General features: G+C 28.3%; 27 protein-coding genes and 1 pseudogene. All 28 read right to left on the reverse strand.

The window, feature by feature from the left end:
• Positions 1 to 16 precede the first annotated feature (16 nt).
• The 28 genes and pseudogenes from BUA70_RS04000 to pseI all read right to left on the reverse strand — a co-directional run bounded on the left by BUA70_RS04000 (position 17) and on the right by pseI (position 26,603).
• Positions 17 to 871 carry a MinD/ParA family protein gene (locus BUA70_RS04000; RefSeq protein WP_072893541.1) on the reverse strand — a complete coding sequence of 285 codons (855 nt, stop codon included), beginning with the start codon at positions 869 to 871 and terminating at the stop codon, positions 17 to 19.
• On the reverse strand, positions 865 to 2,025 hold the full coding sequence (gene flhF / locus BUA70_RS04005) for a flagellar biosynthesis GTPase FlhF (protein ID WP_072893543.1): 1,161 nt from the start codon (positions 2,023 to 2,025) through the stop codon (positions 865 to 867). Before flhF ends, BUA70_RS04000 begins: the two co-directional genes overlap by 7 nt.
• Before the next feature lies 1 nt (position 2,026).
• Positions 2,027 to 4,092 (reverse strand): annotated as a pseudogene (gene flhA, locus BUA70_RS04010) (flagellar biosynthesis protein FlhA).
• Positions 4,093 to 4,121: 29 nt separating this feature from the next.
• Entirely contained in the window at positions 4,122 to 5,957 is a 1,836-nt protein-coding gene (locus tag BUA70_RS04015; protein WP_072893546.1) for a fused FliR family export protein/FlhB family type III secretion system protein, read from the reverse strand.
• A gap of 10 nt (positions 5,958 to 5,967) precedes the next feature.
• On the reverse strand, positions 5,968 to 6,237 hold the full coding sequence (fliQ, locus tag BUA70_RS04020; RefSeq protein WP_072893549.1) for a flagellar biosynthesis protein FliQ: 270 nt from the start codon (positions 6,235 to 6,237) through the stop codon (positions 5,968 to 5,970).
• A gap of 11 nt (positions 6,238 to 6,248) precedes the next feature.
• The gene (fliP, locus tag BUA70_RS04025) at positions 6,249 to 7,025 is read right to left on the reverse strand and encodes a flagellar type III secretion system pore protein FliP (protein WP_072893552.1); all 777 of its coding nucleotides are present in this window, start codon (positions 7,023 to 7,025) and stop codon (positions 6,249 to 6,251) included.
• Positions 7,025 to 7,396 carry a flagellar biosynthetic protein FliO gene (locus tag BUA70_RS04030; RefSeq protein WP_072893555.1) on the reverse strand — a complete coding sequence of 124 codons (372 nt, stop codon included), beginning with the start codon at positions 7,394 to 7,396 and terminating at the stop codon, positions 7,025 to 7,027. The genes fliP and BUA70_RS04030 overlap by 1 nt, the downstream gene beginning before the upstream one ends.
• Positions 7,397 to 7,406: 10 nt before the next feature.
• Positions 7,407 to 7,844, reverse strand: coding sequence for a flagellar basal body-associated FliL family protein (locus BUA70_RS04035; RefSeq protein ID WP_072893558.1), 438 nt, complete (start codon positions 7,842 to 7,844; stop codon positions 7,407 to 7,409).
• A gap of 2 nt (positions 7,845 to 7,846) precedes the next feature.
• The gene (locus tag BUA70_RS04040; RefSeq protein WP_072893561.1) at positions 7,847 to 8,602 is read right to left on the reverse strand and encodes an OmpA family protein; all 756 of its coding nucleotides are present in this window, start codon (positions 8,600 to 8,602) and stop codon (positions 7,847 to 7,849) included.
• On the reverse strand, positions 8,595 to 9,413 hold the full coding sequence (locus tag BUA70_RS04045; RefSeq protein WP_072893564.1) for a motility protein A: 819 nt from the start codon (positions 9,411 to 9,413) through the stop codon (positions 8,595 to 8,597). Before BUA70_RS04045 ends, BUA70_RS04040 begins: the two co-directional genes overlap by 8 nt.
• 14 nt (positions 9,414 to 9,427) lie before the next feature.
• On the reverse strand, positions 9,428 to 9,616 hold the full coding sequence (locus tag BUA70_RS04050; protein ID WP_072893567.1) for a flagellar FlbD family protein: 189 nt from the start codon (positions 9,614 to 9,616) through the stop codon (positions 9,428 to 9,430).
• 111 nt (positions 9,617 to 9,727) lie between these two features.
• Positions 9,728 to 12,412, reverse strand: a complete 2,685-nt coding sequence (locus tag BUA70_RS13380) for a flagellar hook-basal body complex protein (protein ID WP_072893570.1) — start codon at positions 12,410 to 12,412, stop codon at positions 9,728 to 9,730.
• Between the two features lie 91 nt (positions 12,413 to 12,503).
• Positions 12,504 to 12,899, reverse strand: coding sequence for a TIGR02530 family flagellar biosynthesis protein (locus BUA70_RS04060; RefSeq protein ID WP_072893574.1), 396 nt, complete (start codon positions 12,897 to 12,899; stop codon positions 12,504 to 12,506).
• A gap of 11 nt (positions 12,900 to 12,910) precedes the next feature.
• A complete protein-coding gene (locus BUA70_RS04065; protein ID WP_072893578.1) occupies positions 12,911 to 13,573 on the reverse strand; it encodes a flagellar hook assembly protein FlgD in 663 nt (220 codons plus the stop codon).
• A gap of 26 nt (positions 13,574 to 13,599) precedes the next feature.
• Positions 13,600 to 15,096 carry a flagellar hook-length control protein FliK gene (locus BUA70_RS04070; protein ID WP_072893582.1) on the reverse strand — a complete coding sequence of 499 codons (1,497 nt, stop codon included), beginning with the start codon at positions 15,094 to 15,096 and terminating at the stop codon, positions 13,600 to 13,602.
• 20 nt (positions 15,097 to 15,116) lie between these two features.
• The gene (gene fliJ / locus BUA70_RS04075) at positions 15,117 to 15,554 is read right to left on the reverse strand and encodes a flagellar export protein FliJ (RefSeq protein ID WP_072893585.1); all 438 of its coding nucleotides are present in this window, start codon (positions 15,552 to 15,554) and stop codon (positions 15,117 to 15,119) included.
• 5 nt (positions 15,555 to 15,559) lie between these two features.
• On the reverse strand, positions 15,560 to 16,870 hold the full coding sequence (fliI, locus tag BUA70_RS04080; RefSeq protein ID WP_072893588.1) for a flagellar protein export ATPase FliI: 1,311 nt from the start codon (positions 16,868 to 16,870) through the stop codon (positions 15,560 to 15,562).
• 14 nt (positions 16,871 to 16,884) lie between these two features.
• Positions 16,885 to 17,646 (reverse strand): FliH/SctL family protein, encoded by a 762-nt coding sequence (locus BUA70_RS04085; protein WP_159429638.1) that lies wholly within the window; start codon positions 17,644 to 17,646, stop codon positions 16,885 to 16,887.
• 1 nt (position 17,647) lies between these two features.
• Positions 17,648 to 18,664 (reverse strand): flagellar motor switch protein FliG, encoded by a 1,017-nt coding sequence (gene fliG, locus BUA70_RS04090; RefSeq protein ID WP_072893595.1) that lies wholly within the window; start codon positions 18,662 to 18,664, stop codon positions 17,648 to 17,650.
• A 5-nt stretch (positions 18,665 to 18,669) separates the two neighbouring features.
• The gene (gene fliF / locus BUA70_RS04095; RefSeq protein ID WP_072893598.1) at positions 18,670 to 20,244 is read right to left on the reverse strand and encodes a flagellar basal-body MS-ring/collar protein FliF; all 1,575 of its coding nucleotides are present in this window, start codon (positions 20,242 to 20,244) and stop codon (positions 18,670 to 18,672) included.
• A 15-nt stretch (positions 20,245 to 20,259) separates the two neighbouring features.
• A complete protein-coding gene (gene fliE, locus BUA70_RS04100; RefSeq protein ID WP_072893601.1) occupies positions 20,260 to 20,562 on the reverse strand; it encodes a flagellar hook-basal body complex protein FliE in 303 nt (100 codons plus the stop codon).
• Between the two features lie 9 nt (positions 20,563 to 20,571).
• Entirely contained in the window at positions 20,572 to 20,979 is a 408-nt protein-coding gene (flgC, locus tag BUA70_RS04105; protein ID WP_072893604.1) for a flagellar basal body rod protein FlgC, read from the reverse strand.
• 4 nt (positions 20,980 to 20,983) lie between these two features.
• Positions 20,984 to 21,376: a flagellar basal body rod protein FlgB gene (gene flgB, locus BUA70_RS04110; protein WP_072893607.1), complete on the reverse strand. Its 393-nt coding sequence runs from the start codon at positions 21,374 to 21,376 to the stop codon at positions 20,984 to 20,986.
• Positions 21,377 to 21,845: 469 nt separating this feature from the next.
• Positions 21,846 to 22,706 carry a flagellin N-terminal helical domain-containing protein gene (locus BUA70_RS04115; protein ID WP_072893610.1) on the reverse strand — a complete coding sequence of 287 codons (861 nt, stop codon included), beginning with the start codon at positions 22,704 to 22,706 and terminating at the stop codon, positions 21,846 to 21,848.
• A gap of 227 nt (positions 22,707 to 22,933) precedes the next feature.
• Entirely contained in the window at positions 22,934 to 23,308 is a 375-nt protein-coding gene (locus BUA70_RS04120; RefSeq protein WP_072893612.1) for a DUF8042 domain-containing protein, read from the reverse strand.
• Between the two features lie 15 nt (positions 23,309 to 23,323).
• The gene (gene pseC, locus BUA70_RS04125) at positions 23,324 to 24,484 is read right to left on the reverse strand and encodes a UDP-4-amino-4,6-dideoxy-N-acetyl-beta-L-altrosamine transaminase (RefSeq protein ID WP_242977327.1); all 1,161 of its coding nucleotides are present in this window, start codon (positions 24,482 to 24,484) and stop codon (positions 23,324 to 23,326) included.
• A gap of 34 nt (positions 24,485 to 24,518) precedes the next feature.
• Entirely contained in the window at positions 24,519 to 25,520 is a 1,002-nt protein-coding gene (locus tag BUA70_RS04130) for a dTDP-glucose 4,6-dehydratase (protein ID WP_072893617.1), read from the reverse strand.
• A gap of 30 nt (positions 25,521 to 25,550) precedes the next feature.
• The gene (gene pseI, locus BUA70_RS04135) at positions 25,551 to 26,603 is read right to left on the reverse strand and encodes a pseudaminic acid synthase (protein WP_072893619.1); all 1,053 of its coding nucleotides are present in this window, start codon (positions 26,601 to 26,603) and stop codon (positions 25,551 to 25,553) included.
• Positions 26,604 to 26,699: the final 96 nt, after the last annotated feature.

Here is a 26,699-nt window from a genome sequence, read left to right on the forward strand (position 1 = left end):
ATACACCTATCTCTCCTTAAGAAAAAATATTAAATATCTTTTTAAATAAAGTTTCAACCCCTGTATTTTCACTATTATTTTTTTCTCCGATTAAAGCATTTCCTATATCCTTTATATTGTTACTAATTATAGAATTAGGAAAATTTATAATAAAGGGCTTTTGTTCCCTTACTGATTGAGTTAATCTCTTATCTTCATATACAAAACCTAAATATTTTAAATCCATGTTTAAAAATCTTTTTGATACATTTTTTAATTTATTATAGACTTCTTCTCCCTCTTTTTTAGAGAAAACTCTATTAACAATAATACTTCCAGTACTTTTCAACTTAAAATGATTTGTTGCTTTAATTAAACTATAACAATCTGTTATTGAAGTTGGTTCTGGTGTTGTTATAAATATTACTTCATCACAGCAACTTATAAATCCAAGTACATTTCTACTAACTCCAGCACCAGTATCCATGATTATATAATCAAAATCTTTTAATGCAGAAAGTTTTTTAAAAAATCTTTCTTTCTCTTCTTCTGTTAGCTCTTCAATTCTATTTACTGCAGAACCTCCTCTTAAAAGTTTTATGCCAGATGGTCCTTCAATAATAACATCTTCTATCTCTCTATCACCGGAAATTACATCAAAGAAATTCCAATTTCCTGTTATGCCCATAAGAATATCATCATTACCCATTCCTATATCAGCATCAAAAATCATTATTTTTTTACCAATACTTTGAAGATATATGCCAAGGTTTATAACAAAGTTACTTTTTCCAACTCCACCTTTACCAGATGTTACAGTTATTATTTTAGCCTTTTTATTATCACATTTTTTGCCAACCATATTTCTCAATTTTGCTGCTTGATCTAACATAAAGTTCTTTCTCCTAAAATAACTTCTAATACTTCTTCTTTTGAAAGTTTTATTATATCATCAGGGACATTCTGTCCTAATGTTATATAACTAAGTGGAACCTTGCTTTCAAATAAAATATTTATTAAAGAACCATAAGCTGAGGTTTCATCAAGTTTTGTTATAATTACACTTTCATATCCTAAAGCTTTATATCCCTTTAATATTCCTTCAATATCTTTATTTTTAATAGTACTACTTACAACTAAATTAATTTTATCTGGATTTGCTTTATTTATAAGAGCTCTCATTTCAGATATTTGCATAGAATTTTTAGAATTAGTTCCTGTAGTATCTATTAATATAACATCACACTCTTTCATGTCTTCTATAGCTTTTTCCATACCTTTTAATGTTGTTACAACCTCAAAGGGTATGTTTATTATTTCACTGTAAGTTTTTAATTGTTCTACTGCACCTATTCTATAAGTATCTATTGTAATGAGTCCTACTTTTTTTTCTTTTATAAGTGCTAATTCTCCAGCTATTTTAGCTATTGTTGTAGTCTTTCCTACTCCAGTAGGTCCTACAAAAGCAATAACTCCTGTATCTATTTGATTATCTATACTAATATTATTTATTAATATCTTTCTAATCTTTTCATTTTTTTCTTCTATAGAATTACATTCTTTTAACTGACTTTCTATATAATTAACTATTTTACTATCTACATCATTTTCCTTTAATGATTCTAGCATAGGTATTTCTTCTTTAATTTCTTTTTCTATAATATTTTTAGAAATTAAACTCTTCATTTCTAAAATTTCTTTCATTAATGGATTATTTTGTTCACTATGTTTATCTAGATTAGTTTTATTAATTAAAAACTTTTCTTCTTTTTTGCTACTTAATACCTCTTTTTTAGGTAAAGTATTTACATTTTCTAAATTATCTAATGGCTTTTTAAATGCATTTAAAATATCTAATTTATCATCTTCTTTTTCATAGCTCTCTATAGCCGCTGTTACTTCTAAAAGTTTAGGGGAAAAGAAACCTTTAATTCCTTTTCCTCTAACTTTTCTTTGTCCTATTATTAAAGCATTTTTTCCAAGTTCATATCTAATTCTTGTCATAGCTTCATTCATATTTTTCACTACATATTTTTTTATAATCATACTATAATGCCACTACTCCTTCAGTTCTAATTTCAACATCATTTGGAACTTCATTAATTGAAAGAATCATTATATGAGGGAACACCATCTCTGTTAACTTTCTAAAAGGTGCCCTAATATTTGGTGATACCAATACAATTGGTTGATTATTATAAAAATATACTGAATCCATTGTATTTTTTAGTGCAGTGAAAATTCTAGTTGTAGTATCTGGATCTACTGCTGGGAAAGAACCTTGCATTGATCTTTGAATATTATTAGCTATAACCTCTTCTATTGATGGATCTAATGTTATTACTGTAATTGCTCTATTTTCATCTATTATTTGATTGCAAATAGTTCTTGCAAGAGCACATCTTACATATTCTGTTAAAAGTTCTAAATCCTTAGTATTTCTTGAATTATCCGCTAAAGATTCCATTATTGTAACCATATCTTTTATTGGAACCTTTTCCTTTAATAAATTTTGAAGTACCTTTTGAATCTCTCCAATTGTTAATAAATCTGGGATAAGTTCATCTACTACAGCACTATATTTTTCTCTTGCATTATCAACTATAAGTTTAACTTCTTGTCTTCCTAATAATTCATATGAATGTAATTTAATAGTTTCTGTTAAATGAGTTACCATAACTGTAGTTGGATCTACAACTGTTAAGCCTTTAATTTCAGCTTCTTCTCTTTGGTCATTATTAATCCAAACTGCTGGTAATCCAAAAGTAGGTTCTACTGTTTGAATTCCTGCCATTTCAGCACCTGCACCACTTGGATCCATTGATAAAAGCATATTTGGCATAAGTTCTGCTGAGGCTACCATTGTTCCTCTAATTTTTATTATGTACTCATTATTTTTCAGTTGAAGATTATCTCTAATTCTAATAGGCTGAACTATTATACCCATTTCTATAGCACATTGTCTTCTAACAGAAGCTATTCTTTGAAGTAAATCTCCACCAGTACTTTCATTAGTAAGTGGTATTAACCCGTAACCTATTTCAACTTCCATAGGCTCTACAGAAATTAAATTCATTACATTTTCTGGCTCTTTGCTTTCCATTTCAATAACTTCTTCTTCTTCTCTTGCTATAGCTTCTTCACTCTTTTCGCGTTGGTCTTTATATAAGAAATATGCTGCAGTACCAGCACCAACGGAAAGTATAAAAAATGTTGCTCCAGGCATTTGTGGTATTAATGCTAAAAACATCATTAATACTGATGCAATAGCTAATGCAATTGGGAATCCTGTAAGCTGCTTAGTCATTGACTTACCAAAACTTTCAGCGTTAGCTGACCTAGTTACTAAAATACCTGATGCTGTTGAAATTAAAAGGGCTGGTACTTGGCTCACAAGTCCATCACCTACTGTTAATCTAACATAGTTTTGAGCTGCTTGAGCTGCAGACATATGTTTCATCATAACACCAATTATAATTCCACCAAGAATATTTATTATAGTAACTATTATTCCTGCTATGGCATCTCCTTTAACGAACTTAGAAGCACCATCCATAGAACCATAGAATCTGCCTCTGCCTGCAAATCATTTCTTCTTTGCTTTGCAGTCATTTCATCTATTAATCCTGCATTTAAATCAGCATCTATACTCATTTGCTTTCCAGGCATAGCATCTAATGTAAATCTTGCTGCTACCTCTGATACTCTACCAGCACCATTTGTAATAACTACAAACTGAATAACAATTATAATTAAAAATATTATAATTCCTACAACATAATTCCCTCGAATAACAAATTCACCGAAAGCTTGTATTATTTCTCCTGCAGCTCCATCTGTTAGGATTAATCTTGTAGATGAGATATTAAGACCTAATCTAAACAAGGTTGTAACCAATAGTAACGTTGGAAATACTGATAGTTGCAATACATTAGTTGTAAACATTGTTATTAATATTATTACTATTGATATTGTTATATTTAATGCTAATAATATATCTAGCATCCATGGTGGCAATGGAATTATAATCATCATTACAATTCCAACAACGCCGAAAGCAACTAAAACATCTAGGTTATTTTTCAATTTAAACCTTGAACTTTTTGCCTCCATTCTTGTTTCCACATCCTTTTCTTAATTTTCTATTTTTTATCTTTTTTCATTTTATAAACTACTGCTAATATCTCTGCTACAGCTTGATACATATCTCCTGGTATTTCTTCTTCAACTTCTACAGATTTAAAAATTAACCTTGCTAAAGGTTTATTTTCAACAATTGGAACATCATTTTCTTTAGCAAGTTCTTTTATTTTTAGTGCTAAATTATCTGCTCCCTTTGCAACCACAATAGGTGCTTCTGTTTTACCTTCTTCATACTTTAATGCTATTGCTAAGTGAGTAGGGTTTGTAACAACTACTGTGGCATCTGGAATAGATTGCATCATTCTTCTTGTAGCCATCTCTCTTTGCTTTTGTTTTATCTTTGATTTAACTTGAGGATCTCCTTCCATTTGTTTAAACTCTTCTTTTATTTCCTCTTTAGACATTTTCATATCTTTATCGTAAAGTCTTCTTTGAACAAAATAGTCTATAACTGCTAATATAACTAGAACCAATGATACTTTAATAAATATTTTTATTACTAGTTCATTAATTTCATCTAATATAGATGGTACATATGTATTACCTATTTGCATAATGTGTAAGAAATTTTCCTTAACAAATAAGTATCCCACATAACTAACAATTACAATTACTATACAGTTTTTAGTAAGCTCTATAAAACTTCTTTTTGAAAACATATTTTTAAAACCATTTAATGGATTTAATTTATCTAAGGAAGGTTTAAGCGGTTCTCCTGTAACTAAAAATCCTGTTTGCATAATTGAAGCTACAACTCCCATAACCATTATAGGAAGAACTACTGGTAAATAAGTTTTAGCTATTCTCCATGCTAAATTTAATATTATTACGCCTACTGTATTAGCTCCTAAATCTTCTTTAAAATTCATGGAAAAAAAAGTTATAATGTTCTCTTTAAGATTTGATGCTATAAAACTATTTAATCCTATTACAACTAAAGTACAGGTAACCATAGTTATTGCTATATTTACATCTTTACTTCTAGGAACTTGTCCTTTTTTTCTTGATTCTGCTTTTTTCTTAGGAGTTGCCTCCTCTGTTTTTTCATCAGAAGAAAATATTAAAGCTAATGGTAAGGCACCAAAAATTCCATGGAAGGTATCCCATATATGGCCAAAGCTTATTACCAAACCTTTTATAATTATAGGTAATCCCACTAGGAAAGCCATTATTCCTACAAATATCTTTAAAGGTAGTCCAAGAATCATAATATTTAGTTGAGGAACTGTTCTTGAAACTAATCCTAAAGTTAAATCTGTAATTATAATAATCAATACTATTGGTATTGCTATTTTCAAACCTATAATAAAATATTGAATAAAACTATTAATTACAAGCATCATTGTGTCACCATATACAATGCTTTTTCCTATATTAACTACATTGTAGCTAGCTACTAATTCTTTTATAAGTAAATGGTGTCCATCAACTATAAAAAATATTAGTATACCTATCCAGTGAATAATCCTAGATAATAAAGTTGTATTATTTTGAGAGTTTGGATCATACATTGTAAGCATTGATAACCCTATTTGCATGTCCATTAAACTTCCTGCCATTTGAAAAATATAAAAACATAAATTTGTTACAAATCCTAAAATTACTCCTGTCATAAATTCATTTATTATATACATTACAATAGTAAAATTAGAATTTATCTCTTTTATAGATGAATAATCAATAATATTAACAAGAATAAGTGAAAATATTATTGTAAAGAAAACCTTAAAACTCTTAGGAGTAGATCGTGGGAAAAAGGCTGTTATTATACCTAAAAAACTTATTAGTCTTATAAATATGAAAAAAATCGCTAAATAATATGCTGTATCTATCAAGGTTCTCTACCTAATGAACGATATTTGATATTAAAGTAAAGATTCTTTCGGTAAATCCAATCATATTATGTGTAATCCAGCTGCACAATAATAATCCCACAACAGCTATTCCTATAAGTTTTGGTACAAAAGTTAATGTTTGTTCTTGAATTTGGGTTGTAGCTTGAATAATACTGATTATTAAACCAACAACAATAGCTACTGTTAAAAATGGTGCCGATAGTTTTAATGCTGTTGCCATAGTATCTTTTATAATTCCAATTACTAAATGTTCACTCATTTAAAATCACCTCACGAAAAACTTAATACTAATGATTTGACTAATAGATACCAACCATCTACCATAACAAATAATAATAATTTAAAAGGTAGAGATATCATAGCTGGAGGTAACATAAACATCCCCATAGACATGAGCACACTTGCTACTACCATATCAATAATTAAAAATGGTAAATATATTAAAAATCCTATTTGAAATGCTGTTTTAAGTTCACTTATAGCAAAAGCAGGAACAACAACTTGTAATGGAATATTTTCTCTATCTAAATTACTCTTATCCATTTTAGATAATTCTACAAAAAGTTCTAAATCTTTTTTTCTAGTTTGACCTAGCATAAACTCTCTTATTGGTTTAGATCCAGCTTCATAAGCTTCATCTTGAGTAATTTTATTTTCTAAATAAGGCTTTAAGGCATTATCATTTATTTGATTATAAACTGGCATCATTATAAATATTGTTAAAAACAAAGCTAATCCTATTAAGATTTGATTAGGAATAGACTGCTGTGCACCTAGTGCACTCTTTAAAAATGAAAATGTAACTATTATTCTTGTAAAACTAGTCATCATTATTAAAAATGATGGTAATATAGTTAGTACTGTTAATAAAATTAACAGTTTAATATTAGAAACATAATCTTTAGCACTACTCCCTCCATCTACTGTAATATTTATTGGAGACATAGCTCCTGTAGGAGCTGCTTGAGCTTTTATACTATTGCTAAAGACTATCATTGCTAATGATGCGATTAAACATATCATTCCAATCTTTATACACTTTTTCATTAATTTTTTCCTCTTAACTTTAACGATTTTAATTTATCTTTTATTTGTAATAATTTATTGTTAACGTCTATAGCCATATTATTTTTTATATCTTGCTTTTCTTTTTCAATTAACAGAATCTCATCTTCACTTATTTCCTTTAAAACTTCACTTTTGTCATTGGAGCAATTGATTAAATATCCTTTTTTACCAGCTTTTATTAAAATTATGGTGTTATTTTTAGTAATTTGCGTTCTTTCGATAACTTTTATATAATTGCCATTTCGCATTTTATTAAGTCTAGTTTCACTTAATTTAAAAGTTATTAAAATTAAACAAACAACTGCAATTAACACCATAATCATCTTAACTATTGCCAAAAAAATTTCCATTACTACACCATTACTGTATTAGTAACTCTTGGAAATGCACTCCATTTATTTGTCCTGCTGTCAAATGTTTATTTACTTCTGTTAATAATCCTTTTTTAATTTCACTTTCATTTGCTGAATTAAAATCCTCTGATTTTTTTCCTTTAAAATAATATATAGCTATATCTTTTAATTCTGGTTTGTCCTTATCAATTTCTTCTTTTAACTTTTCATTTTTACCATCATAAGATAATGAAATTTGAGTTTTTAAATATCTCTTTCCACCTTCATCATTAAGATTTATAAAAGTTTCTCCTAAATCATAATAATCAAGTTTAACTTGCTCAGTTCCTTTGCTCTTAACCATGTTAAGAGTTACAAAGTAAACTCCTGCTCCAACTGCTACTAATAATACAATTACTAGTGCTATTATTTTAGTTTTGTTGCCTTTATTCTCCATTGCAGCCATAACTAACTCTCCTTACTTTGTTTACTATCTTTATTTTCATTAGTAACTATAAGTATATTTACTCTTCTATTTTTAGCTCTATTATCTGGCGTTGAATTATCTACTATAGGTCTATACTCTCCATATCCTGCAGCACAAAATCTTGTTGGATCTATTTTTTTATTATCAGAAAAATATTTTACAACATTTACTGCTCTTGCTGCAGAAAGTTCCCAGTTACTAGCAAATTTATATGTATTTATTGGTAAATTATCTGTATGTCCTTCTATAATTACTTTGTTTGGCATAGATGATAATAATTTACTTATTTTATCTAATACTTCTCTACTACTTTCAATTAAATCAGCTTTACCTGATTCAAATAAAATACTATCTTTTATTTGAAGTATTACTCCTCTCTCGTCTTTTGTTAGACGAACATCAGAAGCTAAATTATTTTCATTTACAAATTGCTCTATATTGTTGTAGGCTGAATCATTCTCATTTACTGTATCACCTGAATCAGGTTTTTCTATATCTTCATTTCCTACTATAGGTTCTGTTCCATTATGTAAGTTATACTCTAATACACTCTCACCTTTTCCTTGAAAGGCCTTTTGCATTGCAGCTGACATTACTTTTAACTTTTGTGAATCTACACTAGACATAGTATATAAAAGTATGAAAAAAGTAAGTAATAAAGTTATGGTATCAGAATAGGTTGCAAGCCATTCATCACCACTTACACCGCCATCACCCTTTTTCTTTTTTCTAGCCATTATCTCTCACTCCTTCTCCACTAGAAATGGATTGAGCTAAATATTCTTCTTTGTCTTTAGGTTCAAGATAAGTTACTAATTTTTCTTCTACAATTCTTGGATTTACTCCTGATTGAATTGCTAAAATTCCTTCTAACATTAAGTCCCTAGTTCCACTTTCCTTTTCACTTTTTGTTGATAAGTTTATTGACATAGGTGTTAAAACTAAGTTTGCCATTAATGATCCGTAGAAAGTTGTTATAAGAGCTTTTGCCATACCAGATGCTATCCCTGCAGCATCACTAAGATTTGAAGAAAGCATTTGAATAAGTCCTATGAGTGTTCCTATCATACCAAATGCAGGAGCATATGCACTCCATGTTTTTAAAACAGCAGCTCCAGATGAGTGTCTTTTTTCCATCTCACCAATTTCAAGCTCCATAATTTCTCTTATAGTTTCAGGCTCTATACCATCTACAACCATTTGTAGACCTTTTTTTAAAAAATCATCGTCAAGACTTGCTATATCATCTTCTAATGAAAGTAGTCCATCTTTTCTAGATTTTTTAGAAAACTCAACAAACTTAGAAATTAACTCTTTGTTAGAGTTAGTACTTTCCTTTGTACTTTGTACAAATAAAGTTCCTACACTTTTTATCTCCTTTATTCCATATGTAATTAGTAACGCACAAAAAGATCCTCCAACTGTTATTAAAATTGATGCAGGATCGAAGAATACTTTTAAGCTACTTCCACCCATCATCATTCCCCAAAGAAGTAATACAATTCCTGTTCCTAATCCTATCAACGTAAGATTATCTGTTTTTTTCATTTTGTTGCCTCCTATTACTTAGAATTAAAAATTCTCTTTTTATATGCTACTACTTTGTCTACAATTTCATCTTGATCTTCTTTTACTCTAAATTTCTTGCCACTTGTTAAGGTGATTATAGTATCAGATATTTGCTCTATCTTTTCTATATTATCTACATTTAAAATAAACTTATCGTTATTTATAGAAGTTAGCTTTATCATATATTCTCTCCTAACCTATGCTTTTAGGCATTTCTTAACTATTTAGTTTTAAAAAGATTCATTAATTTAACTTATTAAATGGGATAGCCTATAGGCTATCCCTATAGCAGACTATCTCTTAAGGTTTATAATATCTTGTAATATTTCATCACCAGTAGTTATCATCTTTCCACTAGCTTGGAATGCTCTATTTGTAACTATCATATCTGTAAATTGTTCTGCTAAATCAACATTAGACATTTCTAGCATACCTTGAAGCATAGCTCCATAACCCTTACTATTGTCATCTCCTCTAGTTCCTACACCAGACTTTATTGTTGCCTCTCCAGAGTTAACTGACTGTGAATAAAGGTTTTTGCCTAGTTTAGTAAGACCTGTTGGGTTCTTAAAGCTTGACATAGCAATTTGTCCTAAAGCTGCAACTCTTCCATCTTCTAGTACAGCATTTATTACACCATTTTTATCTATTGAATAAGTTTTTACTCTTAGCTCTAATCCTGTTCCAGGTACTTTAATTTTTTCTGGAATTTTAAGAGTCTTTAATCCACCATCATAAGATTTTAAATCCTTAGTTCCATCAACAAAATTAACTTCTCCATCAGAACCTAAACTTTGTACTGGTGTACCACCATTTGTAATTCCAGACTCTAATCCACCTATTACATTTGGAGTTCCTGCAACTTCTATTGTTTGGTTTATTCCTTTTTCACTTAAAGCTTTATTTAATTCATTTTGAATTCTTCCAACCTCAAGATTTGTTCCTGTTGCAAAATCTCCATTTAAAATTATCTTTTTGCTCTTTTCATCAATTTCTACAGAAGTCTTAGTTCCAGCAGTTACTCTTCCAATATCAATTGAGTATCCATTTAAAGCAGCACCATCTGATATTGAAAAATTCATTCCATTTACACTAATAGTTTGAGGAGCTTTTTTAGATGATCCTCCATCTATAGTATTTGAAGTTAAACCTGATAATACATTTGATTGACTTCCTTTAACTGTTACTTTTTTATCATCTTTTGTATTATCTATTGCATCTGGTTTTACTTTATTTACGCCCTCTTTAATTGCTTCAGCTAATTGGTCTGATTTTATCTTTCCTAATGTACTAAATGGACCACTTATTACTATTTTATTAATTTTATTAGTTTTAGGATCTAAGTTAGCTTCTGCAGTTATATTTCCTGCATTAATATCTCCAACTTCAATCTCACAGTTATCAAAAAGATCTCCCTTAGGAAGTTGTATATTAAATCCCATTAATTTAACTGGATTAGCTGATTTAAAATCTGAACCATCATTTCCTACAACTGCTGGTTTAGCTAATGGATCTGCTTTATAGTTTCCACTAACTTCTATAGTACATTTTCTAATACCTTTTTCTTTTAATTTATCATTTATAGCTTTTTGTATTTTATCAGCAGGAGTATTTTTTCCAATTGCTACATTAATTTGGTTAGAGGAAATATCTACTTTACAGGTTCCATCTACTAAACTTGTATCTTCATTAGCCACAATACTATATCCATTTAATTCTGATCCTGTATCATCCTTTAATCCCTTAGCTTTAAAAGTAAGTCCATTATTTGCATCACTTATCATGTTAGGTTCCTTGTATATAGATCCTTTTCCAAGCTTTACAGATAAATCAGATATATTTATTGGAGATCCACTATAATTTATTATTTGCATATCTATGCCTTCTGCTTGGAATTTTCCATTTATAGCATTAACTAAATCTTCTCCATTAAAAGCGGCTTTATTAACTAAATCTGCATCTATTGTTATTTTCTTTGCACCTTTATTTATTGAAACATTAATGTCTAAATTATCTTTACCTGCTGGTGGAGCTGTTTTTCCAAATTCAAAAGAATATCCATTTAATGCTGAACCTTCACTAAATTGGAATGTAAATCCTCCAACTGATACACTATTTGGCGCTTCATCATCTTGTCCACCAACAAGATTTGCTGATCCAAGACCTTGAATAGTTACTGGTTTTCCAGTTACAAAAATACTTTGTGCTATTCCCGCTGCTGATAATCCTTTATTTATAGCAGATTCAACTTCTGGTGTTTTTATTGCTCCAGCTGTTGCAAAATCTCCATTTAAAATTACTTCTTTTGAAACCTTATCTACATCACAAGTAGTTGGTGTGTTAGGTCCAATTGAACCTAAAACTACCTTATATCCATTTAATGCAGATCCTGGTCCAAATCTAAAATCTAATCCAGCTGTTGATACTGTATTAGGATTTTTTTCTGTAGCTCTTTCTGCAGTGTCATCATTAGTTAATGAATATCCTAAAACTCTATATCCATCTGATGTTATAAGATTTCCACCTTCATCTAAAGTGAAAGAACCATCTCTACTAAACATTATCTCATTTCCTGAGTTAGCTAATGATTGAGCTGTTATTGAGTGATTTCCTTGTCTGTGATTAACTTCTAAAGTTGCATCTCCAGCAATTTGAGGTCCTTTACTTACCATAAAGAATCCTTCTCCATCTACTGCAAGGTCTAATGTTCTACCTGTTGGTTGCATCATACCTTGAGACATTACTGTATCTATACTTGCAAGTTGAACTCCAAGACCTACTTGGCTAGGGTTCATACCTCCAACATTTGCATTTGGTGCCATTGCATCTTTTACATTTTGACTTAACATATCTTGGAATCTAGCTCTTGATGATTTAAAAGCTGTAGTTCCTACGTTAGAAATATTATTTCCTATAACATCTAACTTGACCTGGTTGGTTTTCATACCACTTATTCCTGAATACATTGATCTTAACATCTTATGTAACCTCCAATTTTTATTATGTGTAAAATAACAATGTTTTGCTTCTATCGTTCCACAAAACTAAGCTTCCCCTTGGTCCAGCTTTTTATAAAATTACTACACTATCTATATTGGTAAAAACATTATCTTTAGTTCTATCTTTATCTATAGCTGTAATAATTGTTTTATTTTTTACACTTGCTATTAAAGCAACATCCTTATAAAGCATTAATGTGTTTTTCGCACCTTTTTCATAAGCTATAGCAAAACCTTTTTCTATCTCTTTATAATCTTTATCTGTAAAATCTATATTTTTTAATCTTTCTGAAGCGTGATTTGATATAGTAAAGCTCTTATCATTTTTTAAAGTAGTATCTAGTACTTCCTTAAAACTGTTTTGTTTTTTGCCATTATTTTTTTCTATTTTATTAGTTGAGTTATCATTAACTTGTCCAAAACTTCCAACTAAATATGGCTTTCCATTAATGATTCTATAGCTCACCTAAACCACCTCTACTTTGATATTTTCGTAATTTTATCCAAAGTATAATCCTTACTAATATTTTCCCCATCTAATTTAACAGTAACTTTGATTAATCCATTATCCTTAAAGGCACTAATCACTTCCCCTTTAAGTAGATTTCCATTACCATCTTTTTCATTTATAGTAACCTTTTTATCTATAAATGAAGATGCTAATAAAAATTGCATATTACCATTTATATTATTTATTCCATTTAAAGAGTAATCTGGAACATTTAAAACTGATGATATGTCATTTTTATCAAAATCTTTAAGTTCATTTTTGCCATTATTATTTACTTCTACTGAAATAGTTATTTTACCACTGTTATCTGTAACAGCTTTAACAATTCCTGTATATGGTATTCCCTTATCATCTAAAACTTTAGTAGTTACCCCTTTACCTACTAATGAATTATCTGCAAATTTTGTCATTGTAGAATTTAAGTTTTGCATTTGTTCCATTGCAGTAAATTGAGCCATTTGTGATATATATTGAGTTGAATCAGTATTGCTCATAGGATCTTGGTTTGATAATTGAGCAGATAATATTTTTAAAAACGCATTTTTATCCATATCACTACCAGGCTTTGAGATCTTAGTTCCTCTTTCAGTAGCTCTGCTTCCATCATATCCAATACTATTTATAGACATTTAAAGCTCTCCTTCTTTATATAATTTTAAGCAAACATATTTACAATTCCATCATCAGTAGTAGTCTCTTTAACTTCTACATTGTCATTTAATATGTTTATTCTATTATGACTTTCTTTATTTTCCCTGTTAGAGTTATTGTTGTTTAAAAAACTATTATTAAATCCGCTTTCATTAGAGCTATTCCTATAAAAACTTGGATCATCATTATATAAATTTATATTTAATTCTTCAATTTTTATATTTTCATTATGAAGAGAATTTTTAAGTTCATTTAAATTGGCTTGAAGAATCTTATAAGTTTCCTTAGAAGTTGCTTCTATTGTGGCCTTCATTGAAGAAGCCGTCATTGTAAGCTTTACTGTCATCTCTCCTAATTCCTTTGGATTAATTTTAACAGTTAATTCTTTAATTCCTTCTTTATCCATGAACTTTATAGTTTTTATTATTCCTTCAACAGGATTTTCTTTTATATTTATTGTTCCTACATCTTCAATATTTTGATTAAAAGAAACATTATTTAGATTTTGCATAAATCCTATTCTATGATTAAATTGATTTTTATTATTTTTACCAATTACCTCATTTAAAAAGTCATCTTCCTTAAATTCTTTAGAAGAATTTTCTTTACTATCTTTTAAATTTGAATTATTTTCTAAAACAGTCTTAAGCTTATTACTATGTTTTTTTATCTGCTCTATATTGTTTAAGTTATTTTTATTTTCATTTGTTTTAAAATCATCTGATTCTTTAAGTTTTTTAATTATTAAATTAAACAAATTCTTAGATGAATTATTATTTAAGCTGTCAGAATTCTCATTTTTAAAACTATTAATTAACTGTTTTATATTATTAATTTCTTTATCACTAAATAATTCTAAAATTAAATTAGTCTTAATGTTTTTACTATTTAATTTATCTGAATTACCATTAAGCATTAAGTTTTCTTTAATACTTTGAATTTTTTTATCTAATAAATCTATCAAATAATTTTTAGAACTACCAATTTCACCATTTAACGCATTAAAGTCTATGGCATTTTCTTGTCCCTTTAAAAACTCACTTAAGTCCCTTGTAAATAAAGTATTTATTAAATCTTTTGATTCATTGCTCTTATTTTTATTATTTAAAGCTTGATTTATATCAAGATCAATATTTTCTTTTAATAAAGACTTTAATAAATTATTTACTTTTTGCAACTTTTCATCGTCTTTGTTATTAGAATCAAATTTATTTTCATTTATAAACATTAATAAAAACTTTAAAATATCATCTTCATATTTTTTATCGTCTTCTATTAAATCTTTATCTTCATCTGTATCTTCAATTTCTTTATTATATTTATTTTCATATAAATTATCTGTTTTTTTAACTTCTTTGCTTTTACTTGCTTCATTAACAGCATCTTTAAATGTAAAATCATTATTTTTATTTCTATTAGAAATTTTAGTATCTTTTTTATTGATAATATTCTTTTTAGATAAATTTTCTTTTGAAATTACTTTTAATAAATCTCCTTGCATTTATTTTCACCTCCTTTCAATTAAATTGCTTTATTTCTTACAAAAGCATATAGAGCTAATTCATCATTATTTATTCTTTCAACTCTATTTTGCTCATTAATAAATTCATTAAATTTTTTATCCTTTAAAGTTTCTACTGTTTTTCTTTCTATTCTTTTCTCATTAAGATCTAATCTTTTAGTTTCTAGTTCTTCTATTTTATTTTGAAGTTTCTTTTCAGTATTTTTTATTCCTAAACTTACTGAATTTAAATAATTTCTTTTGATTTTCTGATAAATAATACTTTCTCCAGATTTAACTCCTTTATATTTATCATAATTATCCTTTAAATCATTAAGACAATTTTCTATACTTATTTTTTCTTTTTGTACTTCCTTAAACTGTCTTATACTTTCTTCTTCTTTTTCTTTTCTTATATCTAATACCTTTTCTAAGTTAAACTTAAATGATTTTTCCATATTTATTACCTTCTAAACATTGAAACCAATCGCTCTCTACTTTCTTCAAAACTAGTACTTTCTTTTATACCCTGCTTTAAGTAACTAACAATTGATTCATTATAATCTATTGCTAAATCTACCTTTCTATTGCTTCCTCTTACATAAGCACCTATATTTATAAGATCTTCTGACTCTTTAAAGGTTGCTAATAAATCTCTAGCATAAGATGCTGAATTTATATGTTCTTCATCTGCAATAGTAGGCATTAATCTACTTACTGAGTTTAATATATCTATAGCTGGATAATGGTTTTTATGAGCTAATGCTCTTGATAAAACTATGTGTCCATCTAAAATACCTCTAACAGTATCTGCAATAGGCTCATTAAAATCATCTCCATCAACTAATACAGTATAAAAAGCCGTTATTGATCCTTTATCAGATGTTCCTGATCTTTCCATAAGCCTTGGAAGCATGGCAAAAACTGATGGAGTATATCCTTTAGTTGCTGGTGGTTCACCAATTGCAAGTCCTACTTCTCTTTGAGCCATAGCAAATCTTGTAACAGAGTCCATCATAAGAATAACTTTTTTGCCTTGATCTCTAAAATATTCTGCTATAGCTGTTGCTGTTAGCGCTCCTTTAAGTCTTATAAGAGCAGGTTTATCGGAAGTTGCACAAACTACTACTGACTTTTTCATTCCTTCCTCACCAAGGTCTTTTTCAATAAAATCTAAGACCTCTCTTCCTCTCTCTCCTATAAGTGCAATTACATTTACATCTGCTTCTGCTTCTCTTGCAATCATTCCTAAAGTTGTACTTTTACCAACACCACTACCTGCAAAAATACCTATTCTTTGTCCTTCCCCACAAGTTAGAAAACCATCAATAGCTCTAACTCCCGTAGGTATAATTTCACTTATTCTTCTTCTTTTAAGTGGATCCGGAGGAGCATTATCTAAAGCATACTCCTCACCAAAAGGAAGTTCTTCTTCATTAAAAGGAACTCCTAATCCATCTATTATTTTCCCTAAAAGTCCATTACTACATTTAACTGATAATGGCTTTCCCTGTGGAATAACTTTACAGCCTGGAGCAATACCTATAAGTTCTCCTAAAGGCATAAGTATTACTGAATCATCTTTAAAGCCAACTACTTCACATTTTATTGCCGAATTTTTTTGGCCATATACTAAACATAACTCACCTACAAAGGCCTTTATTCCTTGAACTTCTATTGTTAATCCAATTACTTTACTAACTACTCCTTCTGAATAAACAGGATTAATATTTTCTACTCTCTTTTTTATATTATTAAAATCAATAGATAACATATCTTCCTCCTGTCTTATTTCAGTGCTTCTTTTAATTTTTCTAAGGCTATGTCAATACCTACTATAGATTTTCCTGTCTCTTTTTCTATAACGGCATTTCCTGGTTCTAAATCTTCATCTTCTAAAACAAATATTTTATCTTTTATAGAATATTTATTTTTCCAAAGATCTATTTCCTGAGAAATTTTTTCTTTATGAATTGGATTGCATTTTATAAGGATGCTCTTACTTCCCTTACATTCTTCAATAACATCTTCTATTATTTTATTTATTCCATCATCTTTTATTAGCTCTTTTTTTATTATTTTCTCAGCCATAAATAATGATAATTTTATAATTTCAGCTTTTTTCTCTTCTAAAAAATTCTCGTATGTTTTATTAGCGGAGAAAAGAACTTTATTAGCTTCCTCTTTTATCTTTTCTCCATCTTCTTTTGCTTTTTTAATATATTCTTCATAAGCTTCTTTATATCCATCTTCATGTCCATTATCTAATCCTAAAGAATACCCTTTTTCATAAGCTTCTCTTTCTATGTCTTTTGCTTTAACTAAAGCTTCTTCTACTATCTTTTCTTTAGTATTTTGGGCTGCTTTTATAATGCCTTCACCAATAACATTATAACTTTTAAGTATTTCCTTCTTTTTTTCTTCTTCATTTGTCTTAAATTCATCATTAAATGTTTCTTCTTTATCTAATTTTTCTATTTCTTTAAAGGATTTATAATCTGTGGATATTTTTTTATCTTTTGCAATAATCACTTCTTTGTTTTTTATCACACTATAAAATGACTGCATCTTCTCCACCTCTTGAAATGATTATTTCCCCTGAATCATCTAATCTTCTAATTATAGATACAATTTTTTGTTGAGCTTTTTCAACATCCATAAGTCTTACTGGACCTAAGAATTCCATATCTTCTTTTAATGAAGTAGCAGCTCTCTTTGATTGGTTGTTAAATATTACACTTGCAACGTCATCTGAACATCCCTTAAGAGCAAGTGAAAGATCTTTAACATCCACCTCTCTAAGAATTCTTTGAATAGATGTATTATCAAGCATAATAATATCTTCAAATACAAACATGCTACTCTTAACTTTTTCAGCTAATTCAACATCCTCTTGTTCTAATCCTTCAGTTATATTCTTCTCAGTTGTTCTATCTACTTGATTTAATATATCAACAAGAGTGTCAACTCCACCTAAAGTAGAAACTTCACTTCTTACTATTGATGAAAGTTTACTATCTAATACTTTCTCTATTTCTTTTATAACCATAGGTGATGTACTATTCATTGTTGCAACTCTATAAGCTACATCACTTTGAACTTCATTTGGAAGTTCTGATAAAACTTGAGCTGCTTTTTCAGCTTGTAAATAGCAAAGTATTAAAGCTATTGTTTGTGGATGCTCATTAGAAATTACATTAAGTAATTGATTAGCATCTGCTTTTCTTGCAATAGCAAAAGGTCTGTATTGTTGAGTTGCCTCTGATACCTTTTGTAAAATTTCATTTGCTCTTTGTGGACCTAAAGCTTTTGAAAGCAATGCCTTAGCATACTCTATTCCACCTTCTAAAATATAATCTCTTGCCCTATTAAGTTCTAAAAACTCTTGTAAAATTTCCTGTCTTTGTTCTGCTGTTACTGAAGTAGTATTTGCAATTTCGTATGTTATCTTTTGGATATCACTTTCAGGAAATTTTTTTATTATACTAGAGGATACTTCTGGTCCAAGAGTTATAAATAATATTGCTGCTTTTTGTATTCCTGTTAATTTACTTGCTTCTTTCGCCAAAACTATCACCTCTCATTTTCTGCAAGCCAAGATTTAATAACTTCAAAGACTTGGTCTGGTTTCTCTTGCGCATATTTTTTTATTTCTGCTTCTATATGGGTTTTCTCATCACCTTCACCAAAATCAATTGGATCAAATTTTTGAGTTTCATTGTCAGCTATATTATCGCCTACAACCATATCTAAAATATGTTCATCTTCCTCTTTATCTTTTCTAAATACTTTTATTATTATTATTGCTATTATTATTAGTACTAGTAATCCACCAATACCTAATCCTATATTCTTATAAAGAGATAATTTTTTATTTCTTTCAGCTTCTGAATTCATAGCGTCAATTTCTTTTTGAGCTTTAGCCTTCATAGTAGGATCAAAATCCATTCCAACTACTGAAATATCGTCTCCTCTATCTTGCTTATAACCAATAGCTGTAGAAACAATATTTTTTATAGCTTCTTCTGTAGCTTTATCAATCTTTCCATCTACTACTACTGAACTTGTTATTCTTTTAACTTCTCCAGGAGCACTTATTACTTTACTTTCAGTTTTTCCTGTTTGATATTCAGTTTTTTGTTCTTCTTTTAAGCTTTTATTTGCTGCATTTTCCTTATTATCAATAGTATTACTCATATTATTGTCTACTGGGCTTTCACTATTTGCAGCACTTAAATCTCCATTATTAGTTTCTCTAAGAGTTTGTTGACTTGAGATAACTTTATTAGGATCTACAACTGTTTCTGTTTTTTGTTTTGAATCAAAATCTAAAGCAACATTAATTTTAGCTTTAACCTTATTCTTACCCATTACAGGCTCTAAAAGTTCATATACATTTTTCTCTAATGCTTTTTCATAATTTTGTTCTAGTTTCTTTTGCTTTTCTATAGCTGTTGATGAAGCTCCATTTTCTTCACTTTTTTCATCATACAATCCACTAGATAATAAATTTAAATCCTGATCAACTATTTCTATATTCTCTTTTGGAATATTTTCTGTACTACCTGCCATTAATGAAACGATAGCCTTTACCTGCTGATCACTTAACTTTTCTCCGTTTTTTAATTTTAAATAAACAGATGCTTTTCCTGGTTCTTTATCCTTTACAAACACCGAATCTTTAGATGGTGTTATATGTACTCTTGCATTTTCTACTTGCGGAAAACTTTTTATAGTTCTCTCAAGTTCTCCTTGAATCATTCTTAGTTTCTTAATTTGAAATTCTTCATCTGTCATTCCAAAGCTACTGCCCTCATCCATAAGTTCATAACCACTACTACCATTGGATATGTCTGGGGCTAATTCTAATCTAAGTTCATCTACTTTTTCTGTTGGTACTAATATTTTTTCGCCTTCTACTTTAGTATCTACTTTAAGTTCTTTTAATTTATTAGTAATAACTTGGGCATCTTTAGTATCTAAATTTGAAAATAGAACTTTATATTTATTAGAATTTTTATATACACATAAGGTAATAATAGCTACAAGTACAGTTACTACAGAAACTATGATTGCAATTTTTACGCCTTTTCTAAGTTCTTTAAATTTTTCAAATATATTCTTAAAAGTCTCTTTCAACTTTTCCATCTGTAGCACTCCTTACTATAACTGCATTCTATTAACTTCTTGGTATGCCTCCAACAATTTGTTTCTAACTTGCACTGCAAGTTGTAAAGACATCTTAGCTTCTTCTGTTGCTAACATCACTTGATGTACATTTACATTTTCTCCTCTAATCATCTTATCTGTAAGTTCATTTGCTTTTATTTGATCATCATTAACTTCACCTAATTTTTCCTTAAGGGTATTTACAAAGCTAATGCCAACCTCATTATTTTTCTTAACTTCATTACTTTTATTAAAATCAAATATTTTCTCGCTTGGTACAAAACTATTAACTCTCATCTATCTCACCTATCTTCCAATCTCTAAAGCTTTCATAAACATTGATTTACTAGCATTTAATGTGTCTACATTTGCCTCATAAGCTCTTGACGAAGCTATTATATCTGCCATTTCATTTAACACATTTACGTTAGGCATTGTTACATATCCATCTTTATCAGCATCTGGATGTGAAGGGTCATAAACTTTTCTTAGGGGAGACTTGTCCTCCTCTATTTTTACAGCTTTAACTCCATTCATACCTAAAGCGCCATTTAAATTTTCTTGGAACACCGCAATCTTTCTTACATAAGGTTTTCCATTCTCTCCTCTTGTAGTTCTACAGTTTACTATATTAGAAGTAATTGTATCCATTCTAAGCCTTTCTGCTGAAAGACCACTAGCACTTATTCTTAATGCATTAAACATACTGTTCATCTAATTACCTCCCTCCACCATTGATTACACATTTAGTCATACTAAGCTTATTATTTGCTTGAGTTATTAATGCATTATACATTAATGTGTTTGCAGCTTGATTAGTTTTTTCTATATCTAAATCAACATTATTTCCATCAGCTTTCATGCTAGTTGATTTATCTTTCTCTATTTTTATCTCCCCTAACCCTTTTTCTAAATCAAATCCATTTTTAGAAATTTGTTCATCCATCGCTTTTAAAGTATTTTCAAATGATACAGTAAACCTTTTATACCCTTTTGTATTTATATTAGCCATATTATTTGAAATTACTTTTCCTCTTAAAGTGGAAACATCTAGGGCTCTTTTTATAAGATTATAGCTATAACCATCCGAATCCATTCTTACTAAACTCATTAGTTACCTCCTCATTTTTAATTTTTATTTTAAATTTTACTTTTTTATTAATTGAATTTAACTTTGCTACAAAATAATATTTACCATTTATTTTTTTATAAGACAAAAGTTTAATGACATTTCATATTATACCTTAATATAACATTTTTTTCTATATATTTTTGAGTATTTTCGATTTTTTTTTTGTTATAATGCACAATAATTATATTTAATGCAATCTAACCTGTATAAATTTAAATTTTATTATATATTTTTTGAAAATTCAGAAAATATCATTTTCGACGTATTTTTTTCTATGTTTTAACCATATTTGACATTATTTTCTTTTAATATATTTTTTGTCGTTTTTTTATTTTTTACATCTTTAATACTTAATTAATATTTCCAATTTTATAAATTCTTTTATAACATATAAAAGACCTCTACTTTTTTTAATAGAGGTCTTCCAACTATTTTTGAATTTATTTAATTATTTAAGTCTTTCTAAAATTCTTAATGCATCCTGAGGGAAATTATTAGTTTGAACCATCATAGCATTAGAAGATTCAACTAAAATATTATTTCTTGCATAATCCATCATTTCTTCCGCTAGATCTGCATCTCTTAAATAACTTTCAGCTTTTTCAGATGTACATACTGTAAAATCTATGTTATTTACAGACGTTTCAAGTCTTGATTGTAATGCTCCATATTTACTTCTTATTTTTGATACCTCTTTTATGGAATCATCTATCAATTTAAGATTTTGAGAAATCTTATTAATATCTGTAATATCTAAATCCTTTAAACTTAAAGCACCGTCTTTAGCTAACTTATCTATAGATATGTCAAACCTTGGTATTTTTATATTTTCTCCAACGTTAGTACCAGATACAACCTTTAAATATCTAGGATTATTATTATCAATTACATCATCATCACCAATTAATTTAATTCCATTGAATTCTGTTTCCTTTGCTACACTATTAATATGATCTTTAATACTATTTATTTCATTTTGAATAGTTCTTAAATCTTCAGAGGTATTAGTTCCATTTGAAGCTTGTGTAGCTAATTCTTTAAGTCTACATAAACTGTCAGAAACTGTTGATAAAGCACCATCTACTGCTTGAACCATTGATACAGAATCCTGTAGGTTTCTTTGTGCTGCCTGAAGTCCTCTTATTTGCATTCTAAAAAGTTCACTTCTTCCTAATGCATTAGGATTATCCTTTGCAGAATTTAATTTTATTCCACTACTAATTTTAGAAATTGCATCAGCTCTTCCTGCTAAATCCTTTGTATAGTTTCTATATACATTCATACTCATCATATTATGATTTAGTCTCATTTTTTTCTCACCACCTAATAAAATATAAATAACTTCTCTTTATTAATCGTTATTTATTGTTACATTCTTTATAATTTATGTATTTCATTTATTCAATATATAATTAGGATTTATAATTTTGCTTAAATAATCACCTTATTAATTGAATATAAAATTGATTATTTTATGAATTTACTATAATAAACTTAATTTTAATTCTACTAACAATAAAATCCACTTATTATTTTTTAGTTTAAATTTAATTTTATAGTTTTTTCTATATTTATTTTTAAATTTTCTAGTATTGGAATTATTTCATATTCTAGTAAATCTCCTAATAGTATATAGTCCTCATTTTCTAAAGCTTGTATCATTTCATTCATAAAATTATTTAAGTTATCTAAATCAAATTCTTCCGTTAATATTGATTGAATCTCAATAACAGCTTGACAAACCACTTCAATAGCTTCTGAAATATTTGATATAAAAAATAATCCTTGACTAATTTCATCTTCTCTAAATAGTTCAGCTACATTACTAGCATCTTCTATTAAAGCATTTAAATATTCATCTAAAGTTATAACTGTATCTATTTTCATTTGTTTTAATTCTTTATTTTCCATATTATAATTTTTCTCCTAACTTTTTAAAATTAAATTTGAAACTTTCTTTATCTTTTCAATTACAAAATTTAAATCATCATCACTCATTGCAGGATATAATGGTAATGTTATTATTCTTTCATAAAACTTTTCTGCTTCTTCACATAATCCCTTATTATATCCTATTTTCTTATAATATGGATGATAATAAACAGGAATATAATGAACATTAACTCCTAAACCCTCTTCTCTTAATTTATTAAATACTTCTAATCTACTATAAGTAATTTTATCTAAATTAAGTTTTATTACATATATATGATATCCAGATGTTGAATAACTTTCTTCAAAAGGTATTTCAAATGAATCAATGTTCTTAAAAGCCTCATTATACCTCTCTACTATTTTTCTTCTTCTCTCAATAAATCTATCTAATTTTTTTAATTGGCTTAATCCTAAAGCACAATTTAAATCAGGCAATCTATAATTATAACCTAATTCTAGCTGTTCATAATACCAAGGGCCTTCATTTTTTATCATTAAAGATTCATCTCTTGTTATACCATGGCTTCTAAATAATAAAAGTTTTTTATAAAGTTTATCATCATTAGTAGTTATAATTCCACCTTCTGCTGTTGTTATAGGTTTTACAGGATGCAAACTAAATTCTGTCATATGAGCCTTATTACCAACTTTTATTCCCTTATATTTGCTTCCTAATGCATGAGCAGCATCTTCTATTACAATTAGATTATATTTCTCAGCTATATCCATAATTTTATCAATATCTACTGGATGTCCTGTATAGTCTACCGGTATTATAGCCTTTGTTCTACTAGTTATTTTTTCCTCTATTTTATTAACATCTATATTCCCAGTTATAGGATCTACATCCACAAAAACAGGCTTTGCTCCCATGTATAATATACAGTTACTTGATGCTGCAAAAGTCATTGGAGTTACTAAAACCTCATCTCCTTCTTTTATTCCAGCAGCAAAACATGCCCCATGAAGAGCTGCAGTACCATTAGAAAAAGTAACTGCATACTTACATCCAACATATTTTGCAATGGCTTCCTCAAAATCTTTAACATATGGACCTGTAGTTAGAAAATCACTTTTTAAAGCCTTTATTACTTCCTCTATATCATCATTTTCTATATTTTGTCTTCCATAAGGTATAAACTTATTACACAAAATTCTCATCTCCATTTATAAAAATATTTAACTTTTAAAAATTTTTCTCTATCCATTCTCTTGTTTCTTCTATACCTTCTTCTAAAGTATATTTAGGTTCCCATCCTATTAAATTCTTTGCCTTAGAATAATCACAAAGAAGTTTCATAATTTCAGCTTGAGGATGTATATGTTTTACATGATTTATTTTCACTTTATTCTGTGAAATAATTTTAGCTAACTCATTAATAGTTACATCTCTTCCAGTCCCTGCATTAACAATTTCACCATCAACATTCTTCTCAAGACCACTCATTATTATAAATCTTGCACAATCTTTTACATAAAGAAGATCCCTAGTCTGTTCCCCTGTACCATAAATATTTATATCTTTATTATCTATAGCATTTTTAATAAATATAGCAACAACGCCACCTTCTCCTCCTGTTTTTTGGAAAGGTCCATAAGTATTAAATGGTCTTATTACCACCGTTGGTAATCCATAAGAAAGATAATAAGATTGAACTAAGTTTTCTGCACCTATTTTACTTGCTCCATAAGGAGAAACTGGCTTTGTTGGATGAAGTTCATTTATTCCATCTAATTTATCACATTTATCAAATACCATACAAGTACTCATAAATACTACTTTACAAGGATGATGCTCCTCATTTTCATCTAATATCCACTTGTCTCCATCCATATGTCCATTTTTACCAAACATTTGTATCTTGGCATACTCTAATATATTAAAAGTTCCTACAGTATCGTTATAAAAAGTTGTTTTAGGGTCATCAATAGAATCTTGAACATTTATTGATGCTGCTAAATGATATACTATATCAAATTTATCTGAAAAAACTTTTTCTAATAAAGAGTTATCTTGTATATCTCCTTTTATAAATTTAAATTTTTCATTTTTCTTAAATTCCTCTATATTTTTTTCACTACCATTAGATAGATTATCTAATGCTGTTACAGTATGTCCATCTTTTAAAAGTTGTTTTACAACCCATCTTCCGATAAAACCTGCTCCACCAGTTACTAATATATTCATAGTATTTTCATCCTCCTACTTATAACTTAATTATTTAATAAAACTCCAATCCATAGGAGTTCCCCTTTTTATATCTCTAGTACATTTTTTTCCTAATATATTACTTATGTACTTTGTTTCTAAACCAAATCCTGGTCTTATACTTTTTAAATTATCCTTTGTAAAAATCTCTCCTTCTTTAATATCTTCAACTATAAATAAAGAACGAGAGTGTTCTCTTGATTTTTTTTGCTTATAAGTTAATTCATAAGTAACTTTACCTAAGGCCTTTTCTATACTTCTTATTCCATCAACCATTTCCTTAAATTCGTGAGGTTCCATAGAAAAAGCTGCATCTGGTCCCCCATCTTCTCTTTTTAAAGTTAAATGTTTTTCTATAACTGTTGCCCCTAAAGCTACAGCTCCAATAGAAACTGAACTACCTAGTGTATGATCTGAAAGACCTACTGATACATCAAAAGTGTCTTTCATATTAGGTATAGTTTTTAAATTTATATCTTCTAGAGGAGATGGATAAGCTGATGTACATTTTAATAAAATAACATTATCATTTCCTACTCTTTTACAAGCTTTAATTGCTTCATCAATATCAGATAATGTTGCAATTCCTGTAGACATTATAACTGGTTTACCTTTAGATGCTACATATTCTATAAATGGAATATCATTTATTTCAAAAGAAGCAATCTTATATGCAGGTACATCCATCTTTTCTAAAAACTCTACTGATGTATAATCAAAAGGTGATGAAAAACAAATAAGTCCCATATCCTCTGCTATTTTTTTTAGTTCTGGTTGCCACTCCCATGGAGTATAAGCTTCTCTATATAATTTGTGTAAAGTAGTACCATCCCAAATTGTTTCTTGTTTTATCTGAAAATATTCATTATCACAATCTAAAGTTATAGTATCTGGGGTATAAGTTTGTAGTTTTACCGCATCTGCTCCTGATTCTTTAGCTGCTTTAATTATTTCCACAGCTCTTTCAAAACTTTGTTTATGATTAGCTGAAATTTCCGCTATTATAAAAGTTTTTTCATTTTCTCCAACTTTTCTTTTATCTATGTAAAATGACTTATTCATATAAGGTCTTTCCTTTCTATTAAATATAATAAATCCTTTTAATTATCGTATTTAAGTTTTTGTTCTTTAAAAAAAGCATGTGAAGTATATTATAAT

It is taken from the genome of Clostridium fallax (assembly GCF_900129365.1).
In the GTDB taxonomy this organism is placed as follows: Bacteria; Bacillota; Clostridia; order Clostridiales; family Clostridiaceae; genus Clostridium_AH; species Clostridium_AH fallax.